The organism is Streptomyces sp. NPDC101490 (assembly GCF_044767145.1).
Taxonomy (GTDB): Bacteria; Actinomycetota; Actinomycetes; order Streptomycetales; family Streptomycetaceae; genus Streptomyces.
On the sequence record NZ_JBIWNI010000013.1, the window covers coordinates 158,902 to 173,785 of the forward strand.

Below are 14,884 nucleotides of genomic sequence, written 5' to 3' on the forward strand. Positions count from 1 at the left end.
CAGGGTGCCGCGGCCTCCCTTCCGGCCGACGTGCTGCGCGAGGGCCACGAACCCCTGCCTGACTCCGAAGAATGGAGTCCCTCCATGGGACTGACGACAGCCACGGTCGCCGCCGAGCTGGAAGCAGCGAACAAGATCGGTGACCCGAAGGCCGACCAGCTGGTCTCCGACCTCATCGACAACCAGGAGATCGACGGGGTCAACGCCCTGTTCCGCACCATCGGAACCCTCAAGCCCGGCCAGGACCTCTCCCAACTGCCCCCGCGCCTGGCGGAATTCCTCAAGGAAGCCTCGGCAGCGCCGCCAGACTGGTCAGAAGCCGACGTCAAGGCAGCCGAGAGCTTCTTCGCCCACCACCACGGCGAAGCCACCATGCTCCAGGGCACAGTCGGCCTCATCGGCACCTACCTCTCCCCGACCGGGGCCTTCACCCTCCGCTCCACCGGCCGCCTCGGCGGCGTCGACGGCCCCGGCCGACGCCTGTCGCAGTCCTCCCGCCTCTTCCTCGACATGGGCAACAAGAACGCCATGCGTGACGGCACCCTCGCGGCGAACGTCACCAAGGTCCGGCTCGTCCACGCCTCGGTCCGTGAACTCCACAAGAAGAGCGGCGAGTGGGACTACGCCACGTGGGGCGAACCCGTACCCCAGAGGTACACCACGGGCGCCGCCTTCGTCTTCTCCACCGAGATCCTCCAGGCCATGGCACGCCTCGGCATCGACGTGGCCAAAGACGACGCCAGGGGCTTCATGTGCGCCTGGCACTACGTCAACCATTACCTCGGCACACCCGAGAAGTGGCTCCTGCCCAAGAACCCCGACACCGCCGCTGACCTGTGGAACCAGCAGCGCGAGACGGAGTGGACAAAGAGCGACGACGGCGTCTTCATGACCAGGCAGGCCATCGACTTCTACAAGAAGTTCTACCCGCCAGGCGTACACGACGCATTCGTCTCCATGGTGCGCCACGCACTGACGGACAAGTACGCCGACATGGCCGGCCTGCCCAGGAGCGTCCTGGACGCGGCAGCGAAGCCGCTCGCGGCCGGCAACGACGTGATCAGCGGTATCGGCGGCGGCCTCCTCGGCGGCGGCGTCAAGAAGGCCACCGGCGTCAACCCGTACAAGGAGATCGTCGGCATCGCCTCCAAGGGCTTCAACGAGATCCAGAAGTTCGCCCTCACCCACGACCAGGACGACCAGCCCCAGATGCACCAGGAACTCCACGACGACCGCTGACTGAGCCCCCACTCGTACCCGACGACATCGCCACACCCTCAGCTCCTGCGTCTGACAGCTCAGAGACAGTGAGCAACCGGGGTGAGGCGGAGTACCCCGCTTCACCGAAATCCGCACGCGAAACCCGGCCTGGAATGTTCGGACGGCCAACGTTCTGCCGCCCGCCCTGCGGGGCCCAGCAGGGCGTGGGTGTGGGGACTGCCGGCCGGCTGCGGGCTGCAGGGCTGTGCGAGGCGTGCGGTCACCGGCGGCATAGGGAGGGCCTGCTTGTCTCCAGGGTCGTCCCGCGTGACGGATGTCGTGCGGGGCGGTCGTTCGCGGTGTCGTACCCGGGCCGGCGGTGGGTCAGGCCGCTGTGCTGACGAGGTCGGTGATGAGGGCACGGACGCGGTGCTCTATCTGGTCCCGGATGGGGCGGACGGCGTCGAGGCCCTGTCCGGCGGGGTCGTCGAGGATCCAGTCGAGGTAGGTCTTGCCGGGGAGGACGAGGCAGGTGTCGCCGCAGCCCATGGTGATGACGACGTCGGAGGCCTGGACAGCGTCGGTGGTGAGGCGCTTGGGGGTGAGCCCGGTGAGGTCGATGCCCTTCTCGGCCATGGCCTCGATGACCGCGGGGTTGAGCCTGTCGGCGGGGGCGGAGCCGGCGGACCGGACCTCGATCAGGCCGCCCGCGAGGTGGGTGAGGAAGGCGGCGGCCATCTGGGAGCGTCCGGCGTTGTGGACGCAGACGAACAGCACGGTGGGCCGGGCGGTTATGTGATCAGGCACGGGTCGGTTCCTCTGGTGCGGTGACGGCCTCGGGGGCCGCGAGGCCGGGGGCGGTGGGGAAGTAGTGGCGGGTCTTGAGCGCGACGTGGACGAGGGCGATGAGGACGGGGACTTCGATGAGGGGGCCGACGACTCCGGCGAGGGCCTGGCCGCTGGTGGCGCCGAAGGTGGCGATGGCGACCGCGATGGCGAGTTCGAAGTTGTTGCCCGCCGCGGTGAAGGCGAGCGTCGTCGTCCTGGGGTAGTCGAGTCCGGCGGCGCGGCCGATGGCCATGGACCCGGCCCACATGAGGGCGAAGTACGCGAGCAGGGGCAGGGCGATCCGGGCGACGTCGAAGGGCTTGGAGGTGATGGCGTCGCCTTGGAGGGCGAAGAGGATGACGATGGTGAACAGCAGCCCGTAGAGGGCGAACGGCCCGATCCGGGGGATGAACTGTGACTCGTACCAGTCGCGGCCCCGGGTCTTCTCGCCGATGAGGCGGGTGAGGTACCCGGCGGCGAGGGGGATGCCGAGGAAGACCAGGACACTGCCCGCGATCTCCCAGGCGGAGATGTCGAGGCCGGTGGTGGCCAGGCCGAGCCAGCCGGGCAGCAGGTCGAGGTAGAACCAGCCCAGCAGCCCGAACGCCAGGACCTGGAAGACGGAGTTCAGGGCGACGAGGACGGCGGCGGCCTCCCGGTCACCGCGGGCGAGGTCGTTCCAGATGATGACCATGGCGATGCAGCGGGCGAGACCGACGATGATCAGCCCGGTGCGGTACTCGGGCAGGTCCGGCAGGAAGATCCACGCGAGGGCGAACATCAGCGCCGGACCGACGATCCAGTTCAGGACCAGCGACCAGACCAGGAGAGGCCGGTCGCGGGTGACGGTGTCGAGACGGTCGTAGCGGACCTTCGCCAGGACCGGGTACATCATCACCAGCAGCCCGAGCGCGATCGGCAGCGACACCCCCGCCACCGTCACCCCCGCGAGCGCGTCCCCCAGGCCCGGGACGAGGCGGCCGAGGCCGAGCCCGGCGGCCATCGCCGCGAGAATCCACAGCGCGAGGTAGCGGTCGAGGAACGGCAACCGACCTGCCGTCCCTTCGGCGGCGGGGGCGTTCACGTGTCGGCCCTGGCCGCGTCGGCGGGTCCGCACGCTGCTTCGGTGGTGGGGAGGGGGTCGCCTCCGGGGCGGGTGAGGATGCCCGCGAGGTGGTCGGTCGTCTCCGGCAGCAGTCGGTAGTACACCCAGGTCCCGCGCCGTTCGGAGGCGATCAGTCCGGCTTCCCGCAGGAGCTTGAGGTGGTGGGAGATGGTCGGCTGGGACAGGTCGAACGCCGGGGTCAGGTCGCAGACGCAGACCTCGCCACCCGCGCGGGAGGCGATCATCGACAGCAGCCGCAGCCGCACCGGGTCTCCCAGCGCCTTGAACACCTTCGCCAGGACGACCGCCTGCTCCTCGTCCAGCGGCGCCGACAGCAGACCAGGACAGCAGCCCTCCACCCCGGCGTCTTGGTCCAGGGTGACCACCACAACCTCTTGATTCGACATTCCTCTATGTTGACGTTCTTCGATCCAAGAGGCAAGCTCGGCATCGCAAGACATTGATGAACGTCGATACAAGCCGTTGGAGGCTGTCATGTCCCGTGTCCAGCTCGCCCTCAACGTCGCCGACCTCGAAGCGTCGGTGACCTTCTACTCCAAGCTGTTCGGCGTCGAACCCGCCAAGCGGCGTCCCGGGTACGCGAACTTCTCCATCACCACCCCGCCGCTCAAACTCGTCCTCATCGAAGGCGAGCCCGGCCAGGACACCCGCCTGGACCACCTCGGCGTCGAGGTCGCCACCACCGACGAGGTCACCGCCACCGCCACCCGTCTCAAGGACGCCGGGCTCGCCACCTCCGAGGAGAAAGACACCTCCTGCTGCTACGCCCTGCAGGACAAGGTGTGGGTGACCGGGCCCGGCCAGGAGCCGTGGGAGGTGTACGTCGTCAAGGCCGACGCCGACCAGATGGGCAAGAACCCGGTGGCCACGCCGGACAGCACCGCTGACGCCTGCTGCGACAACGGCCCCGGGAAGCCCTGACCGGTCGGCGACACTGCTGCGCCCATGACGCATATGCGGGGGCATCGCACCTGGTCACAGGGCGTATGACGGTTGTAGCCGCAATCGGATCGGTGTGCCACGGTGGGGTTCATGGAGGAGACTCGGCACACCCCCGCGCACGATCACCACCATCATTCCGGCTGCGGGCACGGCAGCCCGGAGCACCGGCACGAACGCGTGGAATCCGGCGCGGCACGGCTGCGGCACCGGCTCGCCCACCTGGTCACGCCGCACCGTCATGAGACCGGTGAGAAGGTCGATGCCGCGATGGAGACCTCCCGGGAGGGGATGCGCACCCTGTGGATCTCCCTGGCCGCCCTGGGCGTCACCACCGTGGTCCAGGGCATGATCGTGGCCCTGTCGGGATCGGTGGCGCTCCTCGGCGATACGGTCCACAACGCCGCCGACGCGCTGACGGCCGTCCCGCTGGGGATCGCGTTCCTGCTGGGCCGGAGGGCGGCGAACCGCCGCTACACCTACGGCTACGGTCGCGCCGAGGACCTGGCCGGCATCGTCATCGTGACCACGATCGCCGCGTCCGCCGCCGTGGCCGCCTGGGTCGCGGTCGACCGGCTCCTGAACCCCCGCGACATCACCCATCTGTGGGCGGTGGCCGCCGCCGCGGTGACCGGGTTCATCGGCAACGAGTGGGTCGCCCGCTACCGCATCCGCACCGGCCGGAAGATCGGCTCCGCCGCGCTGGTCGCCGACGGCCTGCACGCCCGCACCGACGGCTTCACTTCCCTGGCCGTCCTCCTCGGTGCCGGGGGCGCGGCCCTCGGCTGGCGGGCGGCCGACCCCGTCGTCGGCCTGCTGATCACCATCGCGATCCTGTTCGTCCTCAAGGACGCCGCCCGGGAGGTCTACCGCAGGCTCATGGACTCGGTCGACCCCGCCCTCGTCCAGAGTGCCCACGACGCGCTGCGCGCCGTGAACGGCGTACGGGACACCGGTCAGGTGCGGATGCGGTGGATCGGCCACGCCCTGCGCGCCGAGGCGGACATCGTCGTCGACCCGCATCTGACCGTCGTACAGGCGCATCGGCTGGCGGTCGCGGCGGAGCACGCCCTGATCCACGCGATACCGCGGCTGACCGCCGCGACCGTGCACACCGACCACACCTCCACCGGGAGTGATCCGCACGTGGTCCTCGCCCACCACGGCGAGCGGCCGCACCCGGTGTCCAGGGGCGTCGTCAGCGGCGGCTGAAGGATCACGGGACGACGAGCACCGCTGACTGGAGGGCGTACAGGGTGCCGATGCCCGTGGCGAGCGTGGCGAGGAGGAAACGCAGGGCGGTTTCGGGCAGGCGGGGCTGGAGGCGGGCGCCGAGGTAGCCGCCGATCAGGCCGCCCAGGCCGCAGGAGAGGCCGAGCCCCCAGTCAGGGGCGACGTCGCCGGAGGTGACCTGTGACAGGACCGCGTACGCGGCCGCTCCGACGATCGAGGTGGCGAAGGTGGCCGCGAGGGCGGCCGGGGCGACGCGGGTCATGGGCAGTCCGCGGGCGGCGAGGACCGGCCCGAGCAGGGACCCGCCGCCGATGCCGTAGATCCCGCCGACCACCCCCACGGCCACCGCCAGTACGGTCAGGGTGGTGAGGGACGGCTCCGCTGCGATGGGCCGGTGGCGGGCGGGGGTGAAGGTACGCACCCCCAGCCACAGGCCCAGGGGGAGGAGCAGGGCGGCGATCAGCAGCCGGAAGACGCCGGGGCCCGGGAGGGCGAAGACGCGGATCGCGGCTCCGATGACCACCCCCGGCAGGGTCCCGGCGACCAGGCGCCGGGCGAGGTCGCCGCGCAGGGCGCCGTCGCGACGGTAGCGCCACAGGGCGCCCGGTCCGGCGACCACGTTGAACAGAAGGTTGGTCGGCGTGATCGCCGGGGACGGAACGCCGAAGACGGACAGGTGGACCGGGAGGAGGAACACCGCCCCCGACACCCCGACCGGCGCGGTCACCACCGCGATCAGCAGCCCGGCGGCCAGCCCCGCCCACACCGTCCACTCCACCGGCCCCGCCCCTCGCTCGTCGCTCGGTCAGTATCGGCGGAGCGAGCGGACAGGAAGCGGGCCGGAAACGCGATGTTCACGAACAGCACGAGCGCCCGGGGCCGCGGTCGCATAGTCCTTCGCTTAAAATACTCCGTCCGCCGCCCGTCCCGTCCCGCCGCCCGGTCCCCAGTCGCCCCGGTCCCGGTCGTCCTGTCCAGTCTCCTGGCCGCCGGGTGTGCCGTACCGTACCCGGGTGTCACTACTGGAGATAACAGACCTGGTCATCGCGCACGACCCGGTCTCACGCGGACGGCTGCCGGTGCGCCGGGACGCGGTCGTCGCCCGCCTGGAGGCAGCCGGGGACCGGCGCGGCGCCCGGATCGCCGCAGGGCTGCCCTGCGACGCGGCCGGGGTGCTCGACCCCGGCGCGGTGGACCGCCGCCTGGTCGCCATCCACACCGAACTCCAGCGGCTCAGCGAGGAGATACGCCACGGCGAACGCGTCGCCGCCCTTCTCCGCCCCCTCCTCACCGCCCTTCGCGCCGCCGACCCCGCTGCCCCTCTCCGGGTGGTCGACATCGGCACCGGCCTCGGCTACCTCCCCCGCTGGCTCGCGGCGGCAAACGCTTTGACGGGGGCCACGGATGGTTCCGCTCCGACCCCGGGGAGGCCCGGCGCGGCCCCCGTCGGCGGCGCCGGTCCCGTTCCCGGCCCGGCGGCCGTCCCCGCTGACGCCGCCGGAAGCCCGCCCCACCCGGCCACCGGCCCCGCCGTGGAGCTGATCGGCGTCGACTACCACGCCGCCCTTGTCGCCGAGGCCGACCGGCTCGCCCAGGCCGAGGGGCTGGCCTGCCGCTTCGTCCAGGGCGACGCCTTCGCCCTGGACGAGCCCGCGACCGTGTACATCTCCTCCGGCGTGCTCCACCACTTCCGCGGCCCCGACCTGGACGCCTTCTTCCGCGCACAGTCCGCCGACCGCTCCGGCGCCGCCGCCTTCTGCCACTTCGACATCGCCGCCACCGGCCTCGCCCCCGTCGGCGCCTGGATCTTCCACCGGGCCCGGATGCGCGATCCGCTGGGCCGCCACGACGGCGTCGTCTCCGCCCGCCGCGCCCACGACGACCGCACGCTGCTGCGCGCCGCCGCCCACGCGAAGGGCCTGGTGCCGCTGGTGTACGAGCCCCGTACCCGCAGCAACCCCTTCTGCACCACCCTCCGCCCGGTCCTCGGCATCCGCCCGGACCTGCTGCCTGCCGTCCGCGCCGCGCTCGGCGACGGGCCCTCAGGCAGACTCCTCGGCACGGCGGAGGCCACCGGATGAGCGCCGTACTGCTGCTGGTGCTCGGCCTCGCGGACGCCGCCTTCGCCGGGTTCCGCGCCTCGGCCGGGCGGGACGCCAGGATCCGCCGCGCGGCCGCCCACGCCCGCGCCGCCCGCCGGGGCACCGCCATCGGCGCCGCCGGGCTGCTGCTGACCGCCGCCGTCGCCACCGTCCTGCTGCTCACAGCGGACAGCCCACCGGACCGCTACGCCGAACTCGACGCGGGCGCCCGCCGGATGCTGCTGGTCCTCGCGCCGTACACCCTGGCCGTCGCCCTCGGTCTCGGCTGCTACCTCTGGGCCCCGTTCCGGGCCGGAACGCTCGCGATCGTGATCGGCCTCGGCCCGCTGACGCTGCTCCGCCCCCTGGTGGTCGCGGCGGCGGTGACGGCCGCCTCCTGGTCCTCCCCGGCCTGCGCCGCCGTCGCCCTCACGGCCGCCGCGGGCGCGCTCCTCGTGGAGCCGCTGACCCACCGCCGCTGGTACACCGAACCGCTCTGAGCGAGCCCGGCCGTGCGGGGCGCGAGTCAATCAACGCACACACCTGGAGCTGGAACGGGTCCCCGACCGCGATGACCGGTTCACCTCCCCGCGTACGGGGATGGACCTCTGGACCGCGCGGGGGAACGTCTCCATAAGCTCCTCGTCGATGGCGGCCACCGTACCGCCGGGCCCTGGGGGCGGTGCTGCCGGGATCTCCGGCCTGGTGGCCATCGTCCAGCACGACCGTGGCGACCAGGCCGACGCGCACCGCTGGTTCGCCACTGCGGCGAAGGCCGCCCGTGAATCCGGGGACCGGCGGATGACCGCCTGGGTGCTCGGCCGTCACCGCCATGGTCGGCCTGAACTACGGTGCCCCGGGACAGGCCTTCCGCATCAGCGCGCAGGCCCGCCGGGAGGCTGGTGCCCGCCGGGCGGTGGACGACGTCTGCACCCTGGCCGAGCAGCTGGACTGCGCCGAGTCGGCGGACAGGTGGCTTGGGTACCCGGCACAGAAGTACGCGGTGCACCCTTCCCAGGTGTACACGCTGCTCGGCGACCCCCGCGCCGCTTACCGGGCGCAGAACGGGGCCCTGGCCCTGACGACCTCGCCGTCGGTGATGACCCGCGCTCTGATCGCCATGGACACCGCAGCGTGCCCGCGAGCCGACGGGAACCCCCGGCGCGGCCGCCGCGATGGCGGCCGCCGTCTACGACCGGCTGCCGCCTGCCTACCGGACCGGACCGGCCCGGTTCACTCCCGCGCCCGACTGCTCCACCAGCACCTCCATGTGTAGAGGCGGGGTCAGTCCCCGTTCGGCGGCGGGGAGGCCCAACTCGGGCTCGGGTCCGGCGGCGGACCTGTCCGGTGTCCACGCCCCATCCGGTCTCCGCGTGCGGGTTTGTCGGAGGTCAGAGGCAGCCGGAGGCGATCTCCTGGAAGTTGTTGTAGTGGTCGCCGGTGTACCAGACGGTGTCGGCGTCGCGGACGAGGCGTTCCGCGTCGCGGTGGGTGCCGGGTGTGCGGGGGTTGACGTCGTACTCGCGGTAGTGGCCTTCCCGGGGAAGGTCACCGGAGCGGTTGCCGTAGACGTTGCTGCCCCGGATGACGAACCGGGTGTTCACCACCTGGTAGTCCCTGGGGCTCTGGGCCTGCGGCCAGCCGAGTTCTTTCCAGATCCCGCAGGCTTGCTTCACCTGCCCGGGGAACGCCTCCACGGGCAGCGGCGGGTCGATGATGTCAGCGGCCCGGACAGCCGACGCCCGGACAGGCGTCGCGGACGAGGCCGCCGGGACGGCGAATGCCGTCAACAGCAGGGCGGCGACCGCCACGCAGCGCGGGTTACGAAGGAGAGTCATGCCTGGTCAACCAGACCCGACTCTGATCGGTAACGCACCGTCACTCCAGAGTGTCCGCGCCGCCGCGAGGATGGCCTGCTGTTGTCGGGCCAGGGCACGATCCACTGCCCCCCGGGCGCACGGCGAGTCGTTCGGCCTCCGCCGTGTCCTTGGCGGAGGCGGCGGCGAACGCGTCCGCCAGACCGGTTGTCGCGCCCATGCCTTCGGGTCAGGTCCGCTTGCGGCTCGCGATCTGGTCGGAGAGCTGCTGCACGTGGGCGGGGTCCGCGTCCCGGGCAAGGGCGACATAGTGGTCCATGACGGCCGGCCGGTAGCGCACCGGCAAGGTCTGCCCGGGGGCGAGCCGGGTGAGCTCGGTGACCGTGAGGCCTTCGTCCGCGATACCACGGAACGAGACGCCGTCGGCGGTCTCCACGTCGAGCATCAGGACCACGCGTGGATTGCTGTTGACCTCCCGCCAGCCGACGAGAACACCGAGCGCAAGCACCCCCGTACGCAGTTCCGCATTCCGCTTCCTCGCATCACCGCTCAGGAACGGGTTCGGAGCGACGCCCGGGAAGCCGGGCCCGACACCAAGCGATTCCCGACTCAGATCGGGCCTGAGCCGCGCCATCAGATCGTCGGGAGACGCCCCGCGCTTCTTCTTCCGACCGAACATCCTGGCCCCTCCCTCACACCGATACCGGAAATCCGGCCCGGTGCTTCGCCTTCACCACGATCGTATGCCCCGGCCATTCCCGACTTCCGCCGCACGGCCCCGATGGGGCCGCCGTCCGCAGTCGCAGACGGGCTCCATCGGCGCAACTGTCCGTCGGACAAGCCGCCTTCGCGCGCCGACAGGAGGACCAAGCCGTGACCGATGGTGACCCGAACAGTAGCGGGCCAGGCTCGCGCCAACCACGGCCAGGACAGCGCCGTCCTGACCCCTGGCCAGGCCGCCGCCCGGTCAGGAAGCTGCTCCCCGCGCGAGCGGGGTGAAGCCCATAATGGAGGCTGTCCCGTTCCAGTTCATCGCGTAGGTTGGGAACACGCCTCGTCGTCCAGCGGCCAAGGACACCGGTCTCCGGCCTCGCCCGGAATCGGAAACTCGGGTTCGAATCCCGACGAGGCCCGGCTCCATCCTGGCGGAGAGCACCGGTCGAACACGGCCACGATTCACGGTCGGCGCCTTCAGCCGGTCGTTCGGGCCCGGCCAGTGAAGGCGGGGGACAGCCGATCCGTCGGCCACGTCGTCCCCTCGCCCACAGCCGGTAGACCACGAGCGCCGTCCTCTGGCCGAATCCGCCGCCGGATCCAGCCTCATGAGGAACTCTGGGCCCATGGACAACGACGCCGCCCTCCGCCCGCTGCCCCTGCCACCGGCCGAGTTCGCCGCCACCCTTCCCCAGTTGACCGCCTACGGGTGCTACTTCATCCGCGACCACCAGGGCTGGCCGATCCAGCTCCACTCCGTCTTCACCGGCACGGGATGGCAGTGGCCCGGCGGCAACATGGACCCCGGCGAGGACCCCCTCCAGACCGCCCGGCGCGAAGCCCGGGAAGAACTCGGCTTCGACCTGCCCGCCTCCCCCCGGCTCCTCGCCGTCTTCTACTCCCACCCGCGAGGCGGCTGGCCCACGCCGAAGGTCGGCTTCTGCTTCGACGGCGGCCTCCTCACCCCCGCCCAGCAGGACGCCATCCGCCTCGACCCCGAAGAGCACTCCCACTGGGAGGCCCACCCCATGAACGAGTGGAAGAACCGCGTCAGCCCCTTCGTCTACGCACGGCTTGCCGCCACCGAAGAAGCCGCCCGCACCGGCACGACCCCCCTGCTCGTCCGCGACGGCGGAACCCCATAACGGACGACCCGGACAGGACACGCCTCAACTCCTGCCACACGGGTGCCGGGTCCCGGCAGAACCGGCTCAGCGCCGATCGCCGGCCCAGGTTCCATCCCCGCGCCCGCGGGGATGGAACCTGGTCGGTGTCGGGCGCGGCGTGCGTACGGTCCAAGTCCGCCAGCCCGACCCTCTCCCCACCATCCCCGTCCCCACGCCCACCGCCGGAAAGACGGCCGAGCCCGCCGGGCCGGTGAAGACCCGCGACACCACCTCCGAGGGCTCCGGCACGTGCTCGCCGTCCACCACGGCAACGAGCGCCGGAACCGGACTTCGCCTGCGCGGTGCTCGGTTCGGGGACAAAGATGAGCGGGGGGCCGCGCACCGGTTTCTCGGCAGGGGCACGCTCCTCGACGTCTCCGGCGCCGTTCCCCCGGGAACCGTCCGGGTGCGCCTGACGTGCGCCCCGCCAATCGGCGCAGGCGCGGACCCGCGAGCCCGCGACCGGCGGTCCGGACCACCGGTGGCCATGTCCGCTCGGCTTCCGCAGCGACCGGCGAGCCTCCGGCGGCCGGAAGGTGGTCACACCACTGTGGCCGCACCCGATCCGGTTGCGGGCGAGGTGGATCGTGCACGTCCACTCCCTCGTGGACGTGTGGTGTGATGTCCGGGGCTCAGGTGACGGGCACACGCGACGAACAGGGGATGCAGTGTCTGGCGGGCGAGAGACTCCAGCGACGATCTCCAGCACCCCACGGTTGCTGGCGGGTGCGTTGACACGGGAGTCGGCCCGCGCCAGGCAGCTGCTCGCGGCCGGGGAATGGCTCCCCACCATGGCGGACGCGGCCGCGGCGGCCAGAATTCTTGTCCGCCTCTCCGCCCCGCTCCCCGCCCGCAGGGCCGACAGCGCACGGGCGCGGGCCGTTGACCGAGACCGGCGGCTCCAGCGCATCTGGCGCACCGCAGTTCACCACCTCGACGCAGGTGAGGTCAGCCCACCAGCCGCGGCCCTCCTGGCCTCGGTCGCCCGCGCCTTCCTGCCGTGGTTCGCCGCCCCGAATCCGCTGGCCGCCGCGGCGGCTCCCCGCTACCCGACCGGCCGAGGCACGGCAGACGGCTTGCCGGTCCCGCCGGCCGATGCGGGCGAAGCCCTCCTACCCGACTTGATCGCGCTGTTCGCCGCGCTGGCGGCCCCGATTCCGTCCGGGACCAGTTCGCGGACTCCCACAGCCGTTTCCTGGCAGGTCCAGCACGAGGGTCGGTTCCGGCACTACGAGAGACCCGCCCACGACGTATGGACGGCCAAGACCGTTCGCTGCTCCAGATGCGCGAATGCGGACGGCCCATGGACCGTGGCCTGCGACTGGCACGTGGTGACCCTGGGCTGCCCGTGCGGGCTGGTGACCGACCGGCACGGACTCACGTTCTCCGAAGTCTTCCTTGTTCTGCCGGACACGTGAGCAGGCAGCGCGTGCCGCTCACATGACTCCGCCCACGGGAAGGAGCAGCAATTCGACGTCGGCTGGGGAGGCGCACTCGGCCAGGGAGCACGTCGCAGTGTTCACGAGAACTGGTTCGGGCCCGACATTCCGTGGAGTGGTTACGGAGAGTCAGACCTTCGGGCCATGCGATGACGGTCTGGCTGGGCACGGAGCCGGGGTGAGGCGAGTTCCAGGGCCCGGTTGTCGCGTCCGGCGCTCATGTGGTTGAGCCAGCGTTCGTATCAGTCGAGGAAGTCGGTGGCGGAGGAGACGTGGGGACCCCAGTACCCGTCACTGTTGCCGATGAGGACGCGGCCGGTGAGGTGACCGGTGACCGCGATGACACGTACGTCGGTGCAGCCCATCTCGATGATGTGGAGGAAGAGGTCGCTTTCGTGGGCCCCGGGTTCTGCGCCGCCGAAGCCGCGGGGTGTCCCCGGCTCCTGACGTGGATTCATGACCAGCGGGGAACACCGCTCCAGCGGTATGAGGCCGTAGAACGGCGCCGCACCTGAGTCGCCGACGTGGGGGTACGGCGTACCGATGTCGATCACGGAGGCGAGGAGCGGGCGGTGCAGGTCGCTCAGGTTCACGATGCGGTCTTGGCCGTGCCGAGCCCGGGGAGTGTCCCTTCCCATGCCTGCCGCAGGTGCCTGCTGAACAGGGTGCGCAGGACGGGTCACTGGTCGAGGAGGCGGCCACGGTTGAGAAGGGGGGTGAGGTCCTCGCGCTGCCCTTCGGCCAGGACAGTGCGCGGTACATGCCCATCCGCAGGCGGGGCGGTCCAGGTCGTAGGCGCGCAGTCCGGACCAGGCTACGAGGGGCGGGAGCGCGACCGTGCCGTGGTCGGGACCGGTGAGGCTCGCCAGGGAGGAGGGCAGCCGTCCCGCATAGCGGGAGTGGAGCACCGCGGCGGCGGGGTTTGTGCCGGAGGAGGAACGCGTCACCGCGCACTCGACTATTCCGTGTCTCGCGCGCCTCGGGTAGCACGGGACACGGAAGGGACTGATCCGGGAGGCCCGCCACGGGCTTCTTCCTGCCGGGTGCCGGGTGCCGGGGTCCGGACGGTGTTCTCCGTTCTGCCCCCGGCCCGTTCCCACCGAACGTGCCGCGCTGCTCCGACCGGCGGGAGACCTCCCGGCGGGGCAGCCGACGACGTGACCGCGTCAGACTCCGGGACGCGACCAGGGACCGAGCGCGAGGGTGCGACAGCGGAGTTTCCCGGGCGGGAGGTCCGCCGTCCTCAAACTGGCGGGGCGTCAGTCCTTGGGATTGAGCATCACCGCCGCAGTGGCCACGTCGGTCTCGGCGCCGGTGGTCAGCGCGTACAGGGCGTACCCGATCGGGGAGGCGTCCCACAGGTGCTTCGCCTGGGCTGCCAGGCCGGGGTGGACGTCCCCGCCCGCCTGCTCGTACGCGCTGAGGGTGGCCTGCAGCATCTGCTCGCCCGCGACGCCGTACTGAGCGGACAGATCACGGGCTGGATCGTCCACGCGGGCGGTGGTCCAGTCCAGGACTCCGGTGATCGTGCCCTCCTCGTCGAACAGCACATGCGCGGGGTAGATCTCGCCGTGGGTCATCACGGTCCGCTCTGGCCAGCAGGTGTCGTCCTCGAGCCAGGCCCGCCAGGCCTCGGTCAGGGCCGGAGAGACAGTGAAGGCCTCACTCACGCGGGCGATGTCGTCCCGCCACGCCTGACGCACCTGGGCCGAGGTGCGAACCTCGACGCCCGCGACCTCGGCCTGTTCCGGGGTGATGGAGTGCAGACGGGCCAGCAGGCGCCCCAGACGCACGGCGTAGTCCGGGCTGACAGGGTCCATGTGCCAGGTGATCTCCCCGGTGTCGGTCAGGGTCAGCCCAGGGGCACCGGGAAGGGCGGGGTAGGCGATCAGCTCGGGGGAGCGGACCTGCCAGTCCGGAACAGCGACGCCGTCCTCGGCCATGACGGGCGCGACCAGGTCAAGGACGCGCGTCTCGGCGGCCATGCCCTCGGATACGTCGGCTCGGCGCGGTACGCGCAGCACCCACCTCCGGCCGGTCGCGTCGGAGGCCATGACGACGCGGTAGTCCAGGCCCGCCTCGTTCACGGTGGCATCCTGCGCGGACAGGTGTGGGCCATGGGCGGAGGCCAGAGCGATGGCGTCAGCGATTGTGCTCATGGGACCACGTTCCCACCTGCGCCCACACCACTGCCAACCCTTTCCCGCACCAGCCACCTCGCTGAGGGGCTGCTCCGGAGCGACACGGCCCACTCCGCCCCTGGCCGTCCTGGTCGCTGCGGCCTCGGTCCACGACTCCGCCGGAGGCAAGCAACGCGGTGCTGCAGCGACCGAGTCTCGAG

At 71.6% G+C, this 14,884-nt stretch carries 16 protein-coding genes and 1 tRNA gene; 9 read left to right on the forward strand and 8 right to left on the reverse strand.

All coding sequences use genetic code 11. The features are described 5' to 3' along the window. Positions 1-84: 84 nt before the first annotated feature. Positions 85-1,239 (forward strand): oxygenase MpaB family protein, encoded by a 1,155-nt coding sequence (locus ACIRQY_RS23100; protein WP_403928630.1) that lies wholly within the window; start codon positions 85-87, stop codon positions 1,237-1,239. 345 nt (positions 1,240-1,584) lie between these two features. Here the strand turns inward: ACIRQY_RS23100 and ACIRQY_RS23105 are convergent, their stop codons facing one another. The 3 genes from ACIRQY_RS23105 to ACIRQY_RS23115 all read right to left on the reverse strand — a co-directional run bounded on the left by ACIRQY_RS23105 (position 1,585) and on the right by ACIRQY_RS23115 (position 3,540). Then, positions 1,585-2,007, reverse strand: a complete 423-nt coding sequence (locus ACIRQY_RS23105) for an arsenate reductase ArsC (protein ID WP_403928633.1) — start codon at positions 2,005-2,007, stop codon at positions 1,585-1,587. After that, positions 2,000-3,031 carry an ACR3 family arsenite efflux transporter gene (arsB, locus tag ACIRQY_RS23110; protein WP_403928710.1) on the reverse strand — a complete coding sequence of 344 codons (1,032 nt, stop codon included), beginning with the start codon at positions 3,029-3,031 and terminating at the stop codon, positions 2,000-2,002. The genes ACIRQY_RS23105 and arsB overlap by 8 nt, the downstream gene beginning before the upstream one ends. 77 nt (positions 3,032-3,108) lie before the next feature. Further along, positions 3,109-3,540, reverse strand: coding sequence for an ArsR/SmtB family transcription factor (locus ACIRQY_RS23115; RefSeq protein ID WP_403928636.1), 432 nt, complete (start codon positions 3,538-3,540; stop codon positions 3,109-3,111). Positions 3,541-3,628: 88 nt separating this feature from the next. On the opposite strand from ACIRQY_RS23115, the gene ACIRQY_RS23120 reads away from it, so the two are divergent. Both ACIRQY_RS23120 and ACIRQY_RS23125 read left to right on the forward strand, forming a co-directional pair. After that, on the forward strand, positions 3,629-4,075 hold the full coding sequence (locus ACIRQY_RS23120; protein WP_403928639.1) for an ArsI/CadI family heavy metal resistance metalloenzyme: 447 nt from the start codon (positions 3,629-3,631) through the stop codon (positions 4,073-4,075). 111 nt (positions 4,076-4,186) lie between these two features. Then, positions 4,187-5,305: a cation diffusion facilitator family transporter gene (locus ACIRQY_RS23125; protein WP_403928642.1), complete on the forward strand. Its 1,119-nt coding sequence runs from the start codon at positions 4,187-4,189 to the stop codon at positions 5,303-5,305. Positions 5,306-5,309: 4 nt separating this feature from the next. Here ACIRQY_RS23125 and ACIRQY_RS23130 read toward each other — a convergent pair whose 3' ends face one another. Beyond that, a complete protein-coding gene (locus tag ACIRQY_RS23130) occupies positions 5,310-6,104 on the reverse strand; it encodes a TSUP family transporter (RefSeq protein ID WP_403928645.1) in 795 nt (264 codons plus the stop codon). A 235-nt stretch (positions 6,105-6,339) separates the two neighbouring features. Here ACIRQY_RS23130 and ACIRQY_RS23135 point away from each other — a divergent pair, with 235 nt between their 5' ends. The 3 genes from ACIRQY_RS23135 to ACIRQY_RS23145 all read left to right on the forward strand — a co-directional run bounded on the left by ACIRQY_RS23135 (position 6,340) and on the right by ACIRQY_RS23145 (position 8,683). Continuing rightward, positions 6,340-7,407 (forward strand): methyltransferase domain-containing protein, encoded by a 1,068-nt coding sequence (locus ACIRQY_RS23135; protein ID WP_403928648.1) that lies wholly within the window; start codon positions 6,340-6,342, stop codon positions 7,405-7,407. Then, positions 7,404-7,907: a hypothetical protein gene (locus ACIRQY_RS23140; RefSeq protein WP_351794676.1), complete on the forward strand. Its 504-nt coding sequence runs from the start codon at positions 7,404-7,406 to the stop codon at positions 7,905-7,907. Before ACIRQY_RS23135 ends, ACIRQY_RS23140 begins: the two co-directional genes overlap by 4 nt. A 332-nt stretch (positions 7,908-8,239) precedes the next feature. After that, on the forward strand, positions 8,240-8,683 hold the full coding sequence (locus ACIRQY_RS23145) for a hypothetical protein (RefSeq protein ID WP_403928651.1): 444 nt from the start codon (positions 8,240-8,242) through the stop codon (positions 8,681-8,683). A 115-nt stretch (positions 8,684-8,798) separates the two neighbouring features. Here ACIRQY_RS23145 and ACIRQY_RS23150 read toward each other — a convergent pair whose 3' ends face one another. Continuing rightward, positions 8,799-9,245 (reverse strand): ribonuclease domain-containing protein, encoded by a 447-nt coding sequence (locus ACIRQY_RS23150; protein WP_403928653.1) that lies wholly within the window; start codon positions 9,243-9,245, stop codon positions 8,799-8,801. Between the two features lie 208 nt (positions 9,246-9,453). After that, positions 9,454-9,903: a hypothetical protein gene (locus ACIRQY_RS23155; RefSeq protein ID WP_403928655.1), complete on the reverse strand. Its 450-nt coding sequence runs from the start codon at positions 9,901-9,903 to the stop codon at positions 9,454-9,456. A gap of 372 nt (positions 9,904-10,275) precedes the next feature. On the opposite strand from ACIRQY_RS23155, the gene ACIRQY_RS23160 reads away from it, so the two are divergent. From ACIRQY_RS23160 to ACIRQY_RS23170, 3 genes are all read left to right on the forward strand, one after another. Beyond that, a tRNA-OTHER gene (locus ACIRQY_RS23160) sits at positions 10,276-10,357 on the forward strand. 207 nt (positions 10,358-10,564) lie between these two features. Continuing rightward, positions 10,565-11,083, forward strand: coding sequence for an NUDIX domain-containing protein (locus tag ACIRQY_RS23165; protein ID WP_403928658.1), 519 nt, complete (start codon positions 10,565-10,567; stop codon positions 11,081-11,083). Between the two features lie 812 nt (positions 11,084-11,895). Beyond that, positions 11,896-12,522, forward strand: coding sequence for a hypothetical protein (locus tag ACIRQY_RS23170; RefSeq protein WP_403928660.1), 627 nt, complete (start codon positions 11,896-11,898; stop codon positions 12,520-12,522). A 263-nt stretch (positions 12,523-12,785) separates the two neighbouring features. Here the strand turns inward: ACIRQY_RS23170 and ACIRQY_RS23175 are convergent, their stop codons facing one another. Then, a complete protein-coding gene (locus ACIRQY_RS23175; RefSeq protein WP_403928662.1) occupies positions 12,786-13,136 on the reverse strand; it encodes a hypothetical protein in 351 nt (116 codons plus the stop codon). Between the two features lie 666 nt (positions 13,137-13,802). After that, positions 13,803-14,702, reverse strand: a complete 900-nt coding sequence (locus tag ACIRQY_RS23180) for a macrolide 2'-phosphotransferase (protein ID WP_403928665.1) — start codon at positions 14,700-14,702, stop codon at positions 13,803-13,805. Positions 14,703-14,884 lie beyond the last annotated feature (182 nt).

Coding starts and splice junctions, on each gene's coding strand:
- ACIRQY_RS23100 (WP_403928630.1), top strand. CDS start 85: ATGGGACTGACGACAGCCACGGTCGCCGCCGAGCTGGAAGCAGCGAAC.
- arsB (WP_403928710.1), bottom strand. CDS start 3,031: ATGGCCGCCGGGCTCGGCCTCGGCCGCCTCGTCCCGGGCCTGGGGGAC.
- ACIRQY_RS23115 (WP_403928636.1), bottom strand. CDS start 3,540: ATGTCGAATCAAGAGGTTGTGGTGGTCACCCTGGACCAAGACGCCGGG.
- ACIRQY_RS23120 (WP_403928639.1), top strand. CDS start 3,629: ATGTCCCGTGTCCAGCTCGCCCTCAACGTCGCCGACCTCGAAGCGTCG.
- ACIRQY_RS23125 (WP_403928642.1), top strand. CDS start 4,187: ATGGAGGAGACTCGGCACACCCCCGCGCACGATCACCACCATCATTCC.
- ACIRQY_RS23140 (WP_351794676.1), top strand. CDS start 7,404: ATGAGCGCCGTACTGCTGCTGGTGCTCGGCCTCGCGGACGCCGCCTTC.
- ACIRQY_RS23145 (WP_403928651.1), top strand. CDS start 8,240: ATGGTCGGCCTGAACTACGGTGCCCCGGGACAGGCCTTCCGCATCAGC.
- ACIRQY_RS23150 (WP_403928653.1), bottom strand. CDS start 9,245: ATGACTCTCCTTCGTAACCCGCGCTGCGTGGCGGTCGCCGCCCTGCTG.
- ACIRQY_RS23155 (WP_403928655.1), bottom strand. CDS start 9,903: ATGTTCGGTCGGAAGAAGAAGCGCGGGGCGTCTCCCGACGATCTGATG.
- ACIRQY_RS23165 (WP_403928658.1), top strand. CDS start 10,565: ATGGACAACGACGCCGCCCTCCGCCCGCTGCCCCTGCCACCGGCCGAG.
- ACIRQY_RS23170 (WP_403928660.1), top strand. CDS start 11,896: ATGGCGGACGCGGCCGCGGCGGCCAGAATTCTTGTCCGCCTCTCCGCC.
- ACIRQY_RS23180 (WP_403928665.1), bottom strand. CDS start 14,702: ATGAGCACAATCGCTGACGCCATCGCTCTGGCCTCCGCCCATGGCCCA.